Below are 18538 nucleotides of genomic sequence, written 5' to 3' on the forward strand. Positions count from 1 at the left end.
GCGTTCAGCCGCCTTTTTTAAATTGAGGGATTTTAGCCAGTGTTTTGCACGATCATCTAATAAAAAAGGAGTTCAAAAGTTTGAGAGAAAAATGGTTAGCCTTGTGTTTAAAGTCGATCATTCTGTTCGTTTTGATCATGGGAACCGTTCTTTTATCCGCAGTTCCGAAAGCTTCGGGAACAAGCGGGCCAGCAAAGCAAGAAAAGCAGAGCATCATCACCCCGGCAGACCTTTTGGAAAACATGAGTCCCGGATGGAACCTTGGCAACACGCTGGATGCTGTTCCGACAGAAGGCTCTTGGAACAATCCGCCGGTTCGCGAGCATACTTTTGATGATATTCGCGACGCGGGGTTTAAAAGCGTCCGGATTCCGGTGACATGGGACTCCCACATCGGCAGCGCTCCCGGGTATCTGATCGACACCGCTTGGATGAACCGGGTGGAAGAAGTGACGGATTGGGCGTTGGAAAGAGAATTTTATGTCGTGTTAAATATTCACCACGATTCTTGGCTATGGATCAGCCGCATGGGAAACAGCCAGCAGGAGACATTAGATAAGCTGGGGAAAGTCTGGAAGCAAATTGCCGAGCGTTTTAAAAACAAAAGTGAACGCCTCCTGTTTGAAATCGTCAATGAACCGACTGGAATGAACGCATATCAAATGAATCTGCTTAACCGCGAGATGCTGAACATCATCCGTTCGACCGGCGGAAACAACAGCCAGCGGCTCGTGATCGTCGGGGGGCTTGAAGATAACAAAGATGAATTGCTTCATTCATTTGAACCGCCTGATGATGACCGGATTGTCCTCACATATCACTACTATTCTCCGTGGGATTACGTATCAAACTGGTGGGGCCGGACGACTTGGGGATCGGCAGCCGAAATCTCCGAGATGGAGGAGGATATCAAACCGGTTTATGAAAAATTTGTAAGGGAAGGATACCCGGTTATCATCGGCGAATACGGTACCCTCGGCGCCAATGAAAATCATTCAAAGCGGCTCTATCATGATACGTTTGTCCGCCTTGCCCACAAATATCAAATGGTCCCGATGTGGTGGGACAACGGGAATGACCAGTTTGACCGGACTGAGAGACAGTGGCGCGATCCTGTTGTTAAAGAGATTGTCATTCAGGCGGGACGCGGCGTTCCCAATGCGATCATCAAACCGGCAGATCTTTTTATAAAAAAAGGTCAAAACCTCAGCGATCAGACGGTGGACATTCAGCTGACCGGCAATGTGCTGACCGGCATTTATCAGAAATCCGAACCATTAAAGGAAGGCAGTGATTATACAGTTGATAATGCCGGAAAAACGGTCTCTATTAAGGAATCCTGCTTGGCAAAGCTGCTGAACGGGTCCGGGCAGCCTGGGGTAAAAGCGCAGCTCACTTTTACGTTTCATAAAGGAGCCAGCCAGGTTATGGATATCATTCTTTATGATGACCCGAAGCTTGAAAAAAGCGAATTCACCGTCAGTCAATCGGCAATCAGCGGTGATCTCAAAATCCCGGCTTCACTGAACGGAACGAAGCTGGCTACGGTTAAAGGAGTCGTCGATTCTACAGGAAGGCCGGTTCTTGAAGAAGTATGGTCATGGACGCCCTACTTGAACTATGACGAGGATTTTTACGAAAAAGACGGGGATTTGTATTTGAGAGAGCGGGTTTTAAAGTATTTGAAAAGCGATTCCACCTTTACATTTGAACTGTGGCCGAAAGGCGTCGAGACGGTCGTGAAGATGAAAGTCACGCCTTGAACGGCCTGCTAATCTCTGAATGGCGCCGTCCATGGATCTTCTTTATGAAAGCAGGGAAAAATAATGATGACGAAAAAGTTTTTTTTGACACTGCTGATACCGTTTTTGCTTGCGCTTTCCGCCATTCAGTTTGGCAATCCCCGGCCGGCACTAGCTGCGTCTCCTTTTGTTGTGACATCCGGAACATCGTTCATTTTAAATGGAAAAGACTTTTATTTTGCCGGGACGAATAACTATTATTTCCATTATAAATCTAAAAAAATGGTCGACGATGTGTTTGAAGATATGAAAGCGATGAAATTGAAAGTGATCCGCATCTGGGGATTTCTTGACGGCCAGCCGCAGGAAAATACCGTCATGCAGCCAAGGCCGGGCATATATGATGAATCAGGCTTTTCAAAGCTTGACTATGCCATTTATAAAGCGGGACAGACAGGGATAAAACTAGTCATCCCTTTTGTGAACAACTGGGATGATTTCGGCGGAATGAATCAATATGTCAGGTGGTTTCAGGCGGATGGACATGACGCCTTTTATACTCATCCGGACATTAAAGAGGCGTATAAAAATTATGTATCCTATATGCTGAACCGAGTCAACACATATAGTGGCGTCAAATATAAAGATGATCCCGCGATTATGGCGTGGGAGCTTGCCAATGAACCAAGGGTCCAGTCTGACAGAACCGGAAATACACTTGTCGAATGGGCGGATGAGATGAGCGAATTTATTAAATCCATTGATCAGAACCATCTTGTAGCAGTTGGAGATGAAGGATTTTATCATATAGAAGGGCACCCTGATTGGCATTACAGCGGCGGAGAAGGTGTGGATTGGAAAAGGCTGACTGCTCTTAAGCATATTGATTACGGCACATATCACCTCTATCCGGATCATTGGGGCAAAACGGCCGAATGGGGAAATCAGTGGATCACAGACCATATTTGCGATGGAAAAGAAATCGGCAAGCCGGTCGTTTTAGAAGAGTACGGCTATCAGGATAAGTCCAGAAGGGACGACGTCTACAGAACATGGCTTGAACTCATAGAAAAGCAGGGCGGAGCGGGCAGCCAATTTTGGATTTTGACCGGTATTTAGGATGACGGGACCCTTTATCCGGATTATGACGGTTTTCGGATCGTTTATCCGAGCTCTGCCGCTTCTGTCATTTCAGAACATGCGAAGCGGATGAATGAGAAATCATCCGCTTCCGAAATGCGTCAGACTAAACGCTGTCATGATTTGCAATAAAAATATGGTTATGGTATAGTTTTATTGGAAATGCTAACGATAGCCGAGGCGAAGAGTGGGGAAACCCGCTCTTTTGTATTGAACAGGCAATTTTGTCTCGACATGTTCATCGTTTTTTCTAAAATCCCCTGCTTTTGAAGCAGGGTTTTTACGAGGGAGCTGATGAATGGGAGCCTGCACAAGGAGGAAAAGTATGAGTAACAAAGTGATCGATACCGTCAGCGAAATGGTCCAGCCTATACTAGACAATCTTCAGCTTGAACTCGTTGACATCGAATTTGTCAAGGAAGGTCCGAGCTGGTTTCTTCGCGTGTTTATTGATTCAGATGACGGCGTGGACATCGAGGAATGTGCCAAGGTTAGCGAAGCTCTTAGTGAAAAGCTCGACGAGGCTGACCCGATCAAGCAAAACTATTTTCTTGAAGTATCGTCACCTGGAGCTGAGAGGCCTTTAAAGAAAGAAGCCGATTTCATGAAAGCGCTCGGAAAAAACGTATATATTAAAACGTACGAACCTATTGAAGGCAATAAAGAGTTTGAAGGCGAACTTTCCGCATTTGACGGTGAAAACGTGGAAGTCGCGGTGATGATCAAAACGCGCCGGAAAACGATCAATATTCCATATGATAAAGTAGCCAAAGCAAGGCTGGCTGTTTCGTTCAATTAATTTTTGACTGTTTAAGGGGGAAACCATAAACATGAGTAGTGAGTTGTTAGATGCCCTGACTGTTCTTGAAAAAGAAAAGGGAATCAGTAAGGACATTATTATTGAAGCAATTGAAGCTGCGCTCATTTCCGCTTATAAGCGGAACTTCAACCAGGCGCAGAACGTCAGGGTAGATTTAAATCGCGACACCGGTTCAATCCGCGTTTTCGCCCGCAAAGATGTCGTGGATGAAGTATATGATCCGCGCCTTGAAATCTCGATTGAAGATGCCGTAAACATCAATCCGAACTACATTGTCGGAGATGTCGTGGAAATCGAAGTGACGCCGAAGGATTTCGGCCGCATCGCTGCCCAGACGGCAAAGCAGGTCGTGACTCAGCGCGTCCGCGAAGCGGAGCGCGGCGTCATCTATTCTGAATTCATCGATCGCGAAGAAGATATCATGACAGGCATCGTTCAGCGGATCGACAATAAGTTCATCTATGTCTCTTTAGGAAAAATCGAGGCCCTTCTGCCGGTTTCAGAACAGATGCCGAATGAAGTCTACAAGCCCCATGACCGGATCAAAGTGTTCATTACAAAAGTCGAAAAAACGACGAAGGGTCCGCAGATTTACGTTTCAAGAACTCATCCAGGTTTATTAAAACGTCTCTTTGAAATCGAAGTCCCGGAAATTTACGATGGAACGGTCGAGCTCAAATCCGTGGCGAGAGAAGCGGGAGACCGCTCGAAGATTTCCGTGCGCACGGATAATCCCGACATCGATCCCGTCGGCGCCTGCGTCGGACCGAAGGGTCAGCGCGTTCAGGCGATCGTCAATGAATTGAAAGGCGAGAAAATTGATATTGTTCATTGGTCAAACGACCCGGTTGAATTCGTCGCCAATGCGCTGAGCCCTTCAAAAGTGCTCGACGTCATCGTCAATGAAGAGGATAAGGCGACAACGGTTGTCGTTCCTGACTACCAGCTGTCGCTCGCCATCGGAAAAAGAGGTCAAAACGCCCGCCTGGCAGCCAAGCTGACAAGCTGGAAGATCGATATTAAAAGCGAAACAGATGCAAGAGAGCTTGGAATTTATCCAAGGGAGCTTGAAGAAGAGGAGCCGGAAGAGCTTTTCTTTGAAAGCGAAACTCCAGAATCGGATGAATAAGAGGTGACCTTTGGTGAAAAGCCGAAAGAAGATCCCGCTTAGAAAATGCGTCGTAACAGGGGAAATGAAGCCTAAAAAGGAGCTCATCCGCGTCGTCCGTTCGAAAGAAGGGGAAGTTTCCGTAGACCCGACCGGCAAGAAAAACGGCCGGGGAGCCTACCTTACTCTTGATAAAGACGTCATTTTAACTGCAAAAAAGAAAAACAGCTTAGCAAATCAGCTTCAAGCACAGATTGATGATCAGATTTTTGATGAACTGCTGGAACTGGCGGAAAAGGAGAATTAGATAAATGTCGGAATCAGAATGGTTTTCCTTGCTGGGTCTGGCGAATCGAGCTCGAAAGGTCGTGTCCGGAGAAGACCTGGTTGTGAAAGAAATCAGGCATTCGCGCGCAAAGCTTGTTTTGCTTGCAGACGACGCATCGGCTAACACGGAGAAAAAAGTAACCGACAAATGCAGGCACTACGATGTACCGGTGAAAAAAGTCGGAGATCGTATGCTTTTGGGCCGTTCAATCGGCAAAGAATCCCGTGTGGTTGTTGCTGTCACTGATCAAGGTTTTGCGAATACGTTGCTCCGAAAGCTCGATTAATTTTTTTGGGGGTGAACGAATGGCTAAAATGAGAGTTTATGAATATGCAAAAGCCATAAATGTTTCAAGTAAGGATATTATCGCGGCATTGAAAGATATGAATATCGAAGTCAATAACCATATGGCGATGATCGAAGAAAATGCGATCAAACAGCTCGATCAAAAATTCAAGAAGAGCGCTAAACCTGCGGGAAATAAAAAGGATGCCGGTACAGGCGGACAAAAGCCGCAGCAAGAAGCCGCAAAACAGAATGCCGGAAGTAAGCCAAACAAAAATCGAGACGGAAAGAAGAATAACGTGCAGAATACTCAATTTAACAATAAAAACAAAAAGAAAAACAACAACAACAATAACAAAAAGAACAAGCGCGGTAAAAATCATCAATCTCCGCAGGAGAAGCAGTTCAAGCCGAAAAAAGAACTGCCTGAAAAAATCGAATTTACCAACTCAATGTCGGTCGGGCAGCTTGCCGAAGAGCTCGGAAAAGAACCGTCAGAAATCATTAAAAAATTAATGCTTCTCGGCACTATGGCAACGATCAACCAAGATCTTGACAAAGATACCGTTGAGCTGATCGCTTCAGAATACGGCGTCGACGTCGAAGAAGTGATCGTCCTTGAAGAAACCGAGCTCGAAAAATACGAAGAGCCGGATCAAGAAGAAGACCTTGAAATCCGTCCTCCTGTCGTAACAATCATGGGCCACGTCGACCACGGAAAAACAACGCTTCTTGACAGCATCAGAAAAACGAAGGTCGTCGAAGGCGAAGCCGGAGGCATCACACAGCATATTGGCGCTTATCAGATCGAGGAAAACGGCAAAAAAATCACCTTCCTTGACACTCCGGGCCACGCCGCATTCACAACGATGCGCGCACGCGGTGCGGAAGTTACGGATATTACGATTCTCGTCGTAGCTGCAGATGACGGGGTCATGCCGCAGACGGTCGAAGCGATCAACCATGCGAAAGCGGCTGAAGTGCCGATCATCGTCGCTGTCAACAAAATCGACAAACCGACGGCAAACCCTGACCGGGTGATGCAGGAGCTGACAGAGCACGGTCTTGTTCCTGAAGCATGGGGAGGCGAGACGATTTTCGTTCCTCTTTCAGCACTGTCAGGAGAGGGAATCGATGAGCTGATCGAAATGATCCTGCTCGTCAGCGAGGTCGAGGAGCTCAAAGCGAATCCGAACCGCAGAGCAAAAGGAACGGTCATCGAAGCCGAGCTTGATAAAGGAAAAGGTTCTGTCGCAACACTGCTCGTTCAAAACGGAACGCTTCACGTCGGAGATCCGATTGTCGTCGGGAACACATTTGGACGCGTTCGCGCGATGGTCAATGATGTCGGCAGACGCGTTAAATCGGCGGGGCCGTCAACACCTGTTGAAATCACCGGATTGAACGAAGTTCCGAACGCAGGGGATCAGTTCCTTGTGTTCAAAGACGAAAAAACAGCCCGTTCAGTCGGCGAAGCCCGCGCTACCAAACAGCTTGAAGAACAGCGCAGCGATAAAGCGAAGCTCAGCCTTGATGACTTGTTTGAACAGATTAAACAAGGCGATGTCAAAGACATTAATCTCGTTGTCAAAGCTGATGTTCAAGGCTCTGCTGAAGCTCTCGTTGCAGCACTGCAAAAAATAGAAGTCGAAGGCGTCAGAGTCAAAATCATCCACACAGGCGTAGGTGCGATTACCGAATCAGACATTATTTTAGCTTCTGCTTCAAATGCAATCGTGATCGGGTTTAATGTCAGACCTGACGGAAATGCTAAGAGTACCGCCGAAGCCGAAAATGTGGATATCCGCCTTCACCGCATCATTTATAAAGTCATCGATGAGATCGAAGCAGCCATGAAAGGCATGCTTGATCCTGAGTATGAAGAAAAAGTGATCGGCATGGTTGAAGTCCGTCAAACATTCAAAGTCTCTAAAATCGGAACGATTGCCGGAGGCTATGTAACGGAAGGTACGATCACACGTGACAGCGGAATCCGCTTAATCCGCGACGGCGTCGTCATCTATGAAGGGGAAGTCGATGTGCTGAAACGCTTTAAAGATGATGTGAAAGAAGTTTCACAAGGATATGAATGTGGTATCACCATTAAGAAATACAACGACATTCGCGAAGGCGATATGATCGAAGCGTATGTCATGCAAGAAATTGAAAGAAAGTGATCGGTTTCGTTGAATGCGAATGCATCATTTACGATGCATCATCACTCAAGGAAAAACGGGCGGTGCTGAAGCGGGTGATCACAAGAATCCGCGCAAAGTTCAACGTTTCTGTTTCAGAAATTGACTACCAGGACACTTGGCAGCGCACAAGCTTTGGTATCGCCGCCGTTTCTTCCTCTCGCGTGCAAACGGAAAAAGAGCTGCAACGGGTTTTAAGCTTTATCGACTCTTTTCCGGAAATTGAACGGACGATCACGAGAACAGAGTGGTTTTAACGTAGAGGTGGTATGGTCATGACGATGAGAGCTACCCGTGTGGGTGAGCAGATGAAAAAAGAACTTGGTGACATTATCGGCAGAAAGCTGAAAGATCCGCGGATCGGATTTTTAACAGTCACTGATGTCAGGGTCTCAGGTGATTTGCAAATTGCTAAAGTGTATATTTCCGTTTTAGGCGATGAAAAGAAACGGGAAGAAACGCTCAAAGGCCTGGCAAAAGCAAAGGGCTTTATTCGTTCCGAACTTGGAAACCGAATCAGGCTTCGCAAAACACCTGAAATCCATTTTGAGTTCGATGAATCGATCGATTACGGAAACCGTATCGAAACATTGATTCACGAGCTGAACGCAAACAAAGAAGAATCATAAGCTGAAAAAGGATAGGCGGGCGACTGCCTGTCCTTTTTAGCTCCAAATGAGAAAGGGGCGAAGAAACACGAATGTATAACGGAGTCCTTCTGTTACATAAACCGGTGGGCATGACTTCGCACGACTGCGTCATGAAGATCCGCAAACTGTTGAAAACAAAAAAGGTCGGCCATACCGGCACATTGGATCCCGAGGTGTCGGGCGTTCTCCCGATCTGCGTCGGGAGAGCAACCAAAGTCGTCGAGTATTTGACGGAAAAGTCCAAAACATATGATGCAGAGGTCACGCTTGGCTGTTCCACGGAGACAGAAGACCAGACGGGGCAAGTCACGGAAAAGAAACCCGTCTTAGCGCCGCCTGATGAACAGGCCGTGCAGAGCGTCCTGAGATCTCTTGAAGGAACGATTGAGCAAGTCCCGCCGATGTATTCCGCTGTCAAGGTAGGCGGCAAAAAGCTGTATGAATACGCGCGGGCCGGTATCGAGGTTGAACGGCCGAAGCGAGCCATCACCATCCATCATATCGAACTGACATCCGAGATTCGCCATGAGCAGGATAAAGCCCGCTTTCGGTTTGTTGTGACATGTTCAAAAGGCACATATGTCAGGACCTTGGCGGTAACAATCGGGGAGAAGCTCGGATATCCCGCGCATATGTCCAACCTGGTCAGGACCGCATCAGGCCCTTTTACCCTTGATGAATGCTTGACCTTTGAAGACGTCGAAGGCTTGATTGCTGGTGGAACATTGTCCGAAAAGCTCGTCCCCATCGAACGTGCGCTTGATCATTTGCCGAAATGGATAATTAGTGATACATTAGCTAAGAAAGTGGAAAATGGAGCGGTGCTTGAAACGCCCGGCAGCTTTTCTCATTTGACGAGCGAAGACCGCATTGCGGTCTTTACGGAAGCAGGCCGGTGCACAGCCGTCTATTATCCGCATCCGACCAAAACCGGCCTGTTGAAGCCGGCAAAAGTACTCGTGCAAAAAAGCGAACAATAGAAAAGGTGACCGTTCTTGAAGACGATACATATTTCCCACCCACACGACTTGAAGCGTGAGGATTTTCCGACATCAGTTATGGCATTAGGCTATTTTGACGGTGTTCACCTGGGACATCAGCAAGTGATTCTTACAGCAAAAAACACCGCGGCAAGAGAAGGGGTCAAAACGGCGGTGATGACCTTTCATCCCCACCCTTCTGCCGTGCTCAAAAAAGGCCGGGAGCCAAAAGATTTAATCACGCCATTGCAGGACAAAATCAGCATCATTGAAGATTTAGGGGTCGATTTTTTATACGTTGTCACATTTACCCCTGAATTCGCTTCTCTATCGCCTGAAGAATTTATCGATCAATATATACTCGGCTTTCACGTTACTCATGTTGTAGCCGGATTTGACTTTACCTTCGGGAAATTCGGCAAAGGCACAATGGAAAACTTCCAGGAGTATGCGAAAGGCCGTGTCAAAAGCACGTCTGTCGCAAAATACTCCAATCAGGACCAAAAGGTGAGCTCCACGAGAATCCGCACCGTCCTGGGAGCCGGAGACGTCGAGTACGCCGCTGAACTGCTCGGCAGGCCGTACCATGTGAAAGGCTTTGTGATCCACGGCGATAAAAGGGGCCGAACGATCGGATTTCCGACCGCCAATATCGGCCTTAAAGACACATACATCGTCCCGCCGACAGGTGTGTATGCCGTTAAAGCCGAAATCGGCGGCGCTGTCTACAACGGCGTCTGCAATGTCGGATACAAGCCGACGTTTTACGAAAAACGGCCGGGGCAGCCTTCAATCGAAGTCAACTTATTCGATTTTGATCGTGACATATACGGGTCCGAAATTAAGGTTGAATGGTATAAGCGGCTGAGGAGCGAAAAAAAATTCGGCAGCGTTGACGAGCTTGTCGAACAGATTTCTAGAGACAAAGAAGAAGCGATCCGCTTCTTCAGAGAGCGGAAGCCGGCCGAAATCTAGATGTATGGAAACGGCAATACGCGTCAACAATGGTGATAATAGCTAAACTTCATCATAAATGGTTGCATTAGGCCCGCATTTCTAGTATCATATTGTCTGTAGCTTTAAAACCGTTCACTTGGCAAATCGAATCACCGGCGTTTGCTAGGTAATCGGGGCTAATATTATATGGAGGTGAAACAGGATGGCAATTACTCAAGAGCGTAAAACACAACTCATCAATGAGTTCAAAACCCACGAATCTGACACGGGATCACCGGAAGTTCAGATCGCTATCCTAACAGATCAAATCAACAACTTGAACGAGCATTTACGCACTCACAAGAAAGACCATCACTCACGTCGCGGTCTTCTTAAAATGGTAGGTAAACGTCGTAATCTTCTTACGTATCTTCGTAACAAAGACGTAACTCGTTACCGTGAGTTGATCAACAAACTAGGATTACGTCGATAATCGTAAAAAGCGGGAGGATTCCCGCTTTTTTATCGTATAAGAACGAATATCCGGCAACTCTAAAACGCGTTGTTCATATAAATGATTTTAAATGACACCGATTCATTCTTTACATAGCACTTTGCCATTGATATGTTCAATTCATTTCGTTCATAATAGGAGTAACGTAAAAACTATCCGAAGAGAGGAGTTCATATAAGAATGGGACAAGAGAAACATGTCTTTTCCATAGATTGGGCCGGCCGCAAGCTGACGGTAGAAACCGGCCAGCTTGCAAAACAAGCAAACGGAGCTGTCATGGTGCGTTATGGAGACACCGCTGTGCTCAGCACCGCAACGGCTTCAAAAGAACCTAAAACCGTAGATTTCTTCCCGTTAACCGTGAATTATGAAGAAAGACTTTATGCCGTCGGAAAGATTCCGGGCGGGTTTATTAAAAGAGAGGGCAGACCGAGCGAAAAAGCGATTCTCGCCAGCCGGTTAATCGACCGGCCGATTCGTCCGCTGTTCGCAGACGGCTTCCGGAATGAAGTTCAAGTCGTCAGCATCGTCATGAGTGTTGACCAGGATTGTTCGTCGGAAATGGCGGCAATGTTCGGATCGTCTCTTGCGCTGTCCGTATCGGACATCCCGTTTGAAGGGCCGATTGCCGGAGTGACGGTAGGCCGGGTTGACAACGAATTCATTATTAATCCGACACTTGAACAGCTTGAAAAAAGCGACATTCACCTCGTCGTAGCGGGAACGAAAGATGCGATCAACATGGTTGAAGCAGGAGCAGACGAAGTTCCGGAAGAGATCATGCTTGAAGCGATCATGTTCGGTCACGAGGAGATCAAGCGGCTTATTGCGTTCCAGGAGGAAATCGTCGCCGCTGTCGGGAAAGAAAAATCAGAAATCACCCTGTATGAGATCGATTCCGATCTGAAAGAAAAAGTGCGGGGAATGGCCGAATCGAACCTCTTAAAAGCGATCCAGGTTCATGAAAAGCACGCGCGCGAGGACGCGATCAGCGAAGTGAAAAACGAGGTTTTGGCCAAGTTTGAAGAAGAGGAACACGATGAAGACACGCTGAAACAAGTGAAAGACATTTTGTCGCAGCTTGTTAAAAATGAAGTGCGCCGTCTGATCACGGAGGAAAAAGTTCGTCCTGACGGCCGGGCAGTCGATGAGATCCGCCCGCTTTCTTCAGAAGTCGGACTCCTTCCGAGAACACACGGTTCAGGCCTTTTCACACGGGGGCAGACGCAGGCGCTCAGCATTTGTACGCTCGGTGCGCTTGGCGATGTACAAATTTTGGACGGTCTCGGTGTCGAGGAATCAAAACGCTTTATGCACCATTACAACTTCCCGCAGTTCAGCGTCGGGGAAACAGGGCCGATGCGCGGACCAGGACGCCGCGAAATCGGGCACGGAGCCCTCGGGGAACGTGCGCTTGAGCCGATTGTTCCGTCTGAAAAAGACTTCCCGTACACCATCCGCCTCGTCTCTGAAGTGCTTGAATCAAACGGTTCAACTTCCCAGGCGAGCATTTGTGCAAGCACGCTTGCTATGATGGATGCAGGGGTGCCGATTAAAGCTCCGGTGGCCGGAATCGCAATGGGTCTTGTTAAATCAGGTGACAACTACACGGTCCTAACCGATATTCAAGGTATGGAAGACCATCTCGGAGATATGGACTTTAAAGTAGCGGGAACGTCCAAAGGCGTCACAGCTCTGCAAATGGATATTAAAATTGAAGGCCTATCAAGAGAGATTTTGGAAGAGGCTCTTCAGCAGGCGAAAAAAGGCAGAATGGAAATTCTTGAAAGCATGCTGAGCACATTGGCTGAATCAAGAAAAGAGCTTTCTCCTTATGCGCCGAAAATCTTGACGATGTCGATCAATCCGGATAAAATCCGCGACGTCATCGGACCAAGCGGAAAACAAATCAATAAGATCATTGAAGATACAGGTGTTAAAATCGATATTGAACAAGACGGCACAATCTTCATCTCTTCCACCGATGAAAGCATGAACCAAAAAGCGAAGAAAATCATCGAAGACCTTGTCAGAGAAGTTGAGGTCGGACAGCTTTACTTAGGTAAAGTAAAGCGGATTGAAAAATTCGGAGCTTTCGTTGAACTGTTCAGCGGAAAAGACGGTTTGGTCCATATTTCAGAGCTTGCGCTCGAACGGGTAGGAAAAGTCGAAGATGTCGTCAAAATCGGCGACGAGCTCCTTGTTAAGGTTACCGAAATCGATAAACAAGGACGCGTCAACTTATCAAGAAAAGCTGTACTGCGTGAACAGAAGGAAAAAGAAGAACAAAAATCGTAAAAAACGGTGTTTTATCTTGCTTCTGTCTTCGTCTTCAAAGCAAAAGGAAGCCTGGGTAACCCGGCTTCTTTGTTTTAAGCCGTGAAAACGGTCCGGTTCTATCTTGTCCTTTTCTCACATATTTTGTGGGGAAGGGAGGAATACAATTGAAAAGAACGATTGTTCGTGTTTCCGTTTTTTTCTTTCTTTTGCTGATGTCCTATCAGATGATGAACCGTCCGTATTCACAACATTACATAGATGCGATGAAAAAAGATGCGGTCACGGTTGCCGCTCAGAAGGACGAATTGTACCAGGAGCTTTTGCAAAAAGCGCCTGAATATGAAGTAAAGGCCCAGAATGCGAAAAATGATCAAATATGGAAAGCGATTCCCGGCTACAACGGCTTAAAAGTAAACATCGAAAAATCGTACAAAAAAATGAAACGGATCGGAGCATTTGATGAGAAGCTGCTCGTTTATGATCAAGTGAAACCTGATGTTCATTTAGAATCCTTAAAGCCTGAGCCGATCTACCGCGGACACCCGGATAAACCGATGGTATCGTTTATTATCAATGTCGCTTGGGGTAATGAATATTTGCCGGAGATGCTTCCCGTTTTAGAAAAGCATCGTGTCAAAGCCACCTTTTTTTTGGAGGGCAGATGGGTGAAACATCACCCCGAGCTCGCAAAAGCCATCCAAAACGGCGGACATGAAATCGGAAACCATTCATACAATCATCCGGATATGAGCAAACTGACGAGAGAACGTATTTCAGAACAGCTGCGGATGACAAATGAACAAATAGAGGAAACGCTCGGCGTCAAGCCGAAATGGTTCGCCCCGCCGAGCGGCAGCTTCCGCAAAGAGGTTGTGGATCAGGCTCACAAGATGGGGATGGGAACGATCATGTGGACAGTTGATACGATCGATTGGCAGAAACCGCAGCCGGCCGTCTTACAGCAACGGGTATTAAGCAAAGTACATAACGGCGCCATGATATTAATGCATCCGACAGATCCAACTGCAAAAAGTCTTGCCGTTTTGATACAGAACCTTCATGAAAAAGGCTATCAAATCGGAACTGTTTCACAGCTGATGAATGAAAAAAGGCTTGTTGAAGAATAGGATGTGCGGCCCGTTCTTTGAATAGGAGGAACAAATTTGATTAAACGGTATACTTGTCAAAATGGGGTAAGAATCGTATTCGAAAACAATCCCACTGTCCGGTCTGTGGCCATCGGAGTTTGGATTGGAACCGGATCAAGACATGAAACACCTGAAATTAACGGTATTTCGCACTTTCTTGAGCACATGTTTTTCAAAGGGACTAAAACGCGCACTGCAAGGGACATCGCAGAGTCTTTCGACAGAATCGGCGGACAGGTCAACGCGTTTACCTCAAAGGAATATACGTGCTATTACGCCAAAGTTCTCGATGAGCATGCAAGCTATGCTCTGGAAGTGCTTTCTGACATGTTCTTTCATTCATCATTTGACGAGGAAGAATTGAAAAAAGAAAAAAACGTCGTCTATGAAGAGATTAAAATGTATGAGGACACGCCTGACGACATCGTCCACGATCTCTTGAGCAAAGCGTCATTCGGCAGCCATTCCCTCGGTTATCCGATCCTCGGCACAGAGGAGACGCTTGCTGAATTTGACGGAGATTCGCTCAGAAAATATATGGACGAATATTACACGCCTGACCGCGTCGTCATTTCGATAGCCGGAAATGTGCCGGAAGCTTTTATAAAAGAAGCTGAAAAGCACTTTGGCTCATATGAAGCCAAAGGCAAAAGAACCGGCATGACAAAACCGGATTTTCATCATGAGAAAATGACGCGCAAAAAAGAAACCGAACAGGCTCACCTCTGTCTCGGCTTTAACGGGCTGGAAGCAGGTCACCCGGAAATCTACGATTTGATCGTTCTCAATAATATTTTGGGAGGGAGCATGAGCAGCCGCCTCTTTCAGGATGTCCGGGAAGATAAAGGTCTTGCATATTCCGTGTTCAGCTACCACACTTCCTATGAAGACAGCGGCATGATGACGATCTACGCCGGAACCGGCGCAAATCAGCTTCAGCTTCTGTCAGAAACGATTCATGAAACACTGCGTGTGCTGAAAAGCGACGGAATTACACCGAAAGAGCTTGAAAACAGCAAAGAGCAAATGAAAGGCAGCCTGATGCTCAGTCTCGAAAGCACAAACAGCAAAATGAGCCGCAACGGCAAAAATGAGCTTTTGCTCGGCAAACACCGGACGCTTGATGAAATCATCGAAAAGTTGAATGCCGTCAGCCTTGAGCGTGTGAACAATCTTGCCAACCGGATTTTCACCGATGATTACTCGTCTGCATTGATCAGCCCGTCGGGTGAGCTGCCGAAATAATACCTCGTTAAAACATGCTTGTCTTTTTAGGCAGGCATGTTTTTTGTTATCGGTTCATACATCATAACAAAAGGGGGTTTTTTCATGAGGCTGAGTGAGCTTTCGGGAAAAGAAATCGTCGATGTTAAGCGGGCTGAACGGCTTGGCGTACTGGGGCAGACGGATCTTGAGATCAATGAGCAGGACGGACAGATTACCGCTCTTATTATCCCTTCTGTAAAATGGTTCGGACTTGGCAGAAAACAGGGGAATGACATCAAGGTGCCCTGGTCGCAAATTCAAAAAATCGGATCGGATATGATCATTTTGGATGTGCCGGAAAGCAGCGTGACAAAAGAAGAATAAGCAAGCCTAGAACACCCGCCCGTCCCTTGGGGCGGGCTTTTTGTTTTTCTGGATTTCAATTCACCGCTATTTCCTTTTTGTCATATGATGAAATTAGCTTATGAATTAGATCCTTGTCAAAAAAGAAGGTGAATGTTAGAGCCATGTTAACCGGATTAACGATTGCAATCATCGGCGGCGATGCAAGGCAGCTCGAGATCATCCGCAAGCTGACGGAACAGGATGCAAAGGTCTTTTTAATCGGTTTTGACCAGCTTGATCACGGGTTTACCGGAGCTACAAAACTAAAGCTGAACGAACTCGACTTTGGCACAATAGACAGCATTATTCTGCCTGTATCAGGCACATCGATGGAAGGAACGGTTGCGACTGTTTTTTCCAATGAAAAAGTGGTGTTAAAACAGGAACATTTAGAAAAAACTCCGCCTCACTGTGCGATTTATTCAGGGATTTCAAACCAGTATTTAGACGGCATGGCCAAAGGGGCAAACCGCCGTCTTGTCAAGCTCTTTGAAAGAGACGATATTGCGATTTACAACTCGATACCTACAGTCGAAGGTGCCATTATGATGGCCATACAGCATACAGACTTTACGATTCACGGCTCGAATGTGATGGTTCTCGGGCTCGGGCGGACGGGAATGAGCATCAGCCGGACGTTCTCGGCGCTCGGAGCACGCGTAAAAGTCGGAGCGCGCGACTCCGCCCACCTCGCCAGAATCTTGGAGATGGGCCTCACTCCTTTCCACACTAACGAACTTGCAGAGCATGTTGAAAATATCGACATTTGCATCAATACCATTCCAAGCCTGATTCTCGATAAACACGTCCTCTCACGAATGACACCCAGAACATTAATTCTCGATTTAGCAACCCGTCCCGGAGGCACCGATTTTGATTTTGCTGAAAAGCAAGGCATTAAAGCGCTGCTTGCTCCGGGACTCCCCGGGATCGTCGCGCCTAAAACGGCGGGACAGATTATTGCCAATGTTTTGTGCAACCTTTTGTCTGAATTAACAACCGACCGAAAGGGGCTGTCATAATGTCGATCAAAGGAAAAAGAATCGGATTTGGTCTGACGGGTTCACATTGCACGTATGATGCTGTATTTCCGCAAATCGAAGCGCTGATCAACAATGGAGCTGAAGTGAGACCGGTCGTCACACATACTGTCAAGTCGACGGACACACGCTTTGGAGAAGGAGAAGAATGGGTCAGGAGAATAGAGGAACTGACTGGATTTAAAGTCATTGATTCCATTCCGAAAGCGGAGCCTCTCGGACCGAAAACTCCGCTGGACTGCATGGTTGTTGCGCCACTGACGGGAAATTCGATGAGCAAGCTCGCAAACGCCCAGACGGACAGTCCGGTTCTCATGGCGGCCAAGGCGACGATGAGAAACTCCCGTCCCGTTGTCCTCGGCATTTCAACGAATGATGCGCTCGGCTTGAACGGCGTCAACTTGATGAGGCTGATGGCGGCAAAAAACGTTTACTTCATTCCGTTTGGCCAGGATGATCCTTATAAAAAGCCGAATTCGCTCGTCGCCAAAATGGATCTTTTAGTGCCGGCGGTCGAAGAAGCGCTCTCCCATAAACAAATGCAGCCTATCCTGGTCCACAGTGATCAATAAATCTTTTGAAAATAAAGTTGTAACAAAAAATATCAATCACCACGGCACACATCTATGTTAAAATAAAATGTAAAATGCATAGTCAACCAATCGTTTACGACGATTAAGGTGGAAGGAGTTTTACAATTGGGCAGAGGATTACATGTAGCAGTAGTTGGTGCGACAGGCGCTGTAGGACAGCAAATGTTAAAAACACTAGAAGACAGGAATTTTGAACTGGATAAACTGACTTTATTATCCTCAAAACGTTCAGCAGGTACGAAGCAGACTTTCAAAGGCGAAGAGTACACTGTAGAAGAAGCTCGTCCAGAGAGCTTTGAAGGCGTCAACATCGCGCTTTTCAGCGCTGGGGGAAGCGTTTCGCAGGCGCTTGCTCACGAGGCTGTCAAACGCGGGGCGATCGTTATTGATAATACGAGCGCGTTCCGAATGGACCAAAACACTCCGCTCGTCGTACCTGAGGTCAATGAGGCAGATTTGCACAAGCACAACGGCATTATTGCAAATCCGAACTGTTCAACAATCCAGATGGTTGTTGCGCTCGAACCGATCCGCAAGGCTTTCGGTTTAAACAAAATCATCGTGTCGACTTATCAGGCGGTGTCGGGAGCCGGAAACGAAGCGGTAAAAGAGCTCTACGGGCAAACCGAAGCCATTTTGAACGACAAACCGTTCGAGCCTGAGATCATGCCGGTGAAGAGTGATGAAAAACACTACCAAATCGCATTTAACGCTATTCCTCAAATCGATAAATTTCAGGAAAACGGCTTTACGTTTGAGGAAATGAAAATGATAAATGAAACGAAAAAAATCATGCACATGCCTGAGCTTCAAGTTTCAGCCACATGTGTCAGACTGCCGGTTGCAACAGGGCATTCAGAATCCGTCTACATCGAAACAGACCGTGATGATGTGACAGCAGAAGATATTAAAAATCTGTTAAAAGAAGCTCCAGGCGTCGTTCTGCAGGATGATCCGGCTGAACAGGTCTATCCGATGCCTGCAGATGCAGTAGGTAAAAGAGACGTGTTTGTCGGCCGGGTGAGAAAAGACCTTGACCGCCCGAACGGCTTCCATCTGTGGATCGTTTCCGACAACCTGCTGAAAGGCGCAGCATGGAATTCCGTACAAATCGCAGAAAGCCTAAAAGCTTTAAATTTAGTTTAAGATTTCTAACGGGATGTGAGAA

The 18538-nt window shown here is 46.9% G+C and carries 18 protein-coding genes and 1 pseudogene; all 19 read left to right on the forward strand.

Features of this window, described 5'->3' with window-relative positions:
• Nucleotides 1–80: 80 nt before the first annotated feature.
• The 19 genes and pseudogenes from MHH76_RS09285 to asd all read left to right on the forward strand — a co-directional run bounded on the left by MHH76_RS09285 (nt 81) and on the right by asd (nt 18516).
• Nucleotides 81–1763 (forward strand): cellulase family glycosylhydrolase, encoded by a 1683-nt coding sequence (locus MHH76_RS09285; RefSeq protein WP_025811407.1) that lies wholly within the window; start codon nt 81–83, stop codon nt 1761–1763.
• Nucleotides 1764–1826: 63 nt separating this feature from the next.
• Nucleotides 1827–3014: pseudogene (locus MHH76_RS09290) on the forward strand (cellulase family glycosylhydrolase).
• Between the two features lie 193 nt (nt 3015–3207).
• Complete coding sequence (gene rimP, locus MHH76_RS09295; RefSeq protein WP_023857195.1) at nt 3208–3681, forward strand: ribosome maturation factor RimP; 474 nt, start codon at nt 3208–3210, stop codon at nt 3679–3681.
• A 31-nt stretch (nt 3682–3712) separates the two neighbouring features.
• Nucleotides 3713–4831, forward strand: coding sequence for a transcription termination factor NusA (gene nusA / locus MHH76_RS09300; protein WP_020451429.1), 1119 nt, complete (start codon nt 3713–3715; stop codon nt 4829–4831).
• A 13-nt stretch (nt 4832–4844) separates the two neighbouring features.
• Nucleotides 4845–5117: a YlxR family protein gene (locus tag MHH76_RS09305; RefSeq protein WP_020451430.1), complete on the forward strand. Its 273-nt coding sequence runs from the start codon at nt 4845–4847 to the stop codon at nt 5115–5117.
• Nucleotides 5118–5121: 4 nt separating this feature from the next.
• Nucleotides 5122–5424, forward strand: a complete 303-nt coding sequence (locus MHH76_RS09310) for a YlxQ family RNA-binding protein (protein WP_020451431.1) — start codon at nt 5122–5124, stop codon at nt 5422–5424.
• A 19-nt stretch (nt 5425–5443) separates the two neighbouring features.
• Nucleotides 5444–7600, forward strand: coding sequence for a translation initiation factor IF-2 (gene infB, locus MHH76_RS09315; protein ID WP_020451432.1), 2157 nt, complete (start codon nt 5444–5446; stop codon nt 7598–7600).
• Nucleotides 7597–7875, forward strand: coding sequence for a DUF503 domain-containing protein (locus tag MHH76_RS09320; protein WP_020451433.1), 279 nt, complete (start codon nt 7597–7599; stop codon nt 7873–7875). Before infB ends, MHH76_RS09320 begins: the two co-directional genes overlap by 4 nt.
• 18 nt (nt 7876–7893) lie before the next feature.
• On the forward strand, nt 7894–8247 hold the full coding sequence (gene rbfA, locus MHH76_RS09325) for a 30S ribosome-binding factor RbfA (RefSeq protein ID WP_003181873.1): 354 nt from the start codon (nt 7894–7896) through the stop codon (nt 8245–8247).
• Nucleotides 8248–8318: 71 nt separating this feature from the next.
• Complete coding sequence (gene truB, locus MHH76_RS09330) at nt 8319–9248, forward strand: tRNA pseudouridine(55) synthase TruB (protein ID WP_025811410.1); 930 nt, start codon at nt 8319–8321, stop codon at nt 9246–9248.
• A gap of 15 nt (nt 9249–9263) precedes the next feature.
• On the forward strand, nt 9264–10223 hold the full coding sequence (gene ribF, locus MHH76_RS09335; protein WP_020451435.1) for a bifunctional riboflavin kinase/FAD synthetase: 960 nt from the start codon (nt 9264–9266) through the stop codon (nt 10221–10223).
• A 184-nt stretch (nt 10224–10407) separates the two neighbouring features.
• Nucleotides 10408–10677, forward strand: coding sequence for a 30S ribosomal protein S15 (gene rpsO, locus MHH76_RS09340; protein ID WP_003181879.1), 270 nt, complete (start codon nt 10408–10410; stop codon nt 10675–10677).
• Nucleotides 10678–10878: 201 nt separating this feature from the next.
• Nucleotides 10879–12996, forward strand: a complete 2118-nt coding sequence (pnp, locus tag MHH76_RS09345) for a polyribonucleotide nucleotidyltransferase (RefSeq protein ID WP_020451436.1) — start codon at nt 10879–10881, stop codon at nt 12994–12996.
• 194 nt (nt 12997–13190) lie between these two features.
• Complete coding sequence (locus MHH76_RS09350; RefSeq protein WP_230631864.1) at nt 13191–14105, forward strand: polysaccharide deacetylase family protein; 915 nt, start codon at nt 13191–13193, stop codon at nt 14103–14105.
• Between the two features lie 36 nt (nt 14106–14141).
• Nucleotides 14142–15371: a pitrilysin family protein gene (locus tag MHH76_RS09355; RefSeq protein ID WP_025811414.1), complete on the forward strand. Its 1230-nt coding sequence runs from the start codon at nt 14142–14144 to the stop codon at nt 15369–15371.
• Between the two features lie 84 nt (nt 15372–15455).
• Complete coding sequence (locus MHH76_RS09360) at nt 15456–15716, forward strand: YlmC/YmxH family sporulation protein (protein ID WP_003181887.1); 261 nt, start codon at nt 15456–15458, stop codon at nt 15714–15716.
• A gap of 143 nt (nt 15717–15859) precedes the next feature.
• The gene (dpaA, locus tag MHH76_RS09365; RefSeq protein ID WP_025811416.1) at nt 15860–16759 is read left to right on the forward strand and encodes a dipicolinic acid synthetase subunit A; all 900 of its coding nucleotides are present in this window, start codon (nt 15860–15862) and stop codon (nt 16757–16759) included.
• Nucleotides 16756–17349, forward strand: a complete 594-nt coding sequence (gene dpaB / locus MHH76_RS09370) for a dipicolinate synthase subunit B (protein WP_025811418.1) — start codon at nt 16756–16758, stop codon at nt 17347–17349. The genes dpaA and dpaB overlap by 4 nt, the downstream gene beginning before the upstream one ends.
• 126 nt (nt 17350–17475) lie before the next feature.
• A complete protein-coding gene (asd, locus tag MHH76_RS09375; protein WP_025811420.1) occupies nt 17476–18516 on the forward strand; it encodes an aspartate-semialdehyde dehydrogenase in 1041 nt (346 codons plus the stop codon).
• Nucleotides 18517–18538 lie beyond the last annotated feature (22 nt).

The organism is Bacillus sp. FSL L8-0193 (assembly GCF_037976065.1).
GTDB classification, from domain to species: domain Bacteria; phylum Bacillota; class Bacilli; order Bacillales; family Bacillaceae; genus Bacillus; species Bacillus paralicheniformis.

Coding starts and splice junctions, on each gene's coding strand:
- rpsO (WP_003181879.1), top strand. CDS start 10,408: ATGGCAATTACTCAAGAGCGTAAAACACAACTCATCAATGAGTTCAAA.
- nusA (WP_020451429.1), top strand. CDS start 3,713: ATGAGTAGTGAGTTGTTAGATGCCCTGACTGTTCTTGAAAAAGAAAAG.
- truB (WP_025811410.1), top strand. CDS start 8,319: ATGTATAACGGAGTCCTTCTGTTACATAAACCGGTGGGCATGACTTCG.
- MHH76_RS09350 (WP_230631864.1), top strand. CDS start 13,191: ATGTCCTATCAGATGATGAACCGTCCGTATTCACAACATTACATAGAT.
- MHH76_RS09310 (WP_020451431.1), top strand. CDS start 5,122: ATGTCGGAATCAGAATGGTTTTCCTTGCTGGGTCTGGCGAATCGAGCT.
- rbfA (WP_003181873.1), top strand. CDS start 7,894: ATGACGATGAGAGCTACCCGTGTGGGTGAGCAGATGAAAAAAGAACTT.
- dpaA (WP_025811416.1), top strand. CDS start 15,860: ATGTTAACCGGATTAACGATTGCAATCATCGGCGGCGATGCAAGGCAG.
- rimP (WP_023857195.1), top strand. CDS start 3,208: ATGAGTAACAAAGTGATCGATACCGTCAGCGAAATGGTCCAGCCTATA.
- MHH76_RS09360 (WP_003181887.1), top strand. CDS start 15,456: ATGAGGCTGAGTGAGCTTTCGGGAAAAGAAATCGTCGATGTTAAGCGG.
- pnp (WP_020451436.1), top strand. CDS start 10,879: ATGGGACAAGAGAAACATGTCTTTTCCATAGATTGGGCCGGCCGCAAG.
- infB (WP_020451432.1), top strand. CDS start 5,444: ATGGCTAAAATGAGAGTTTATGAATATGCAAAAGCCATAAATGTTTCA.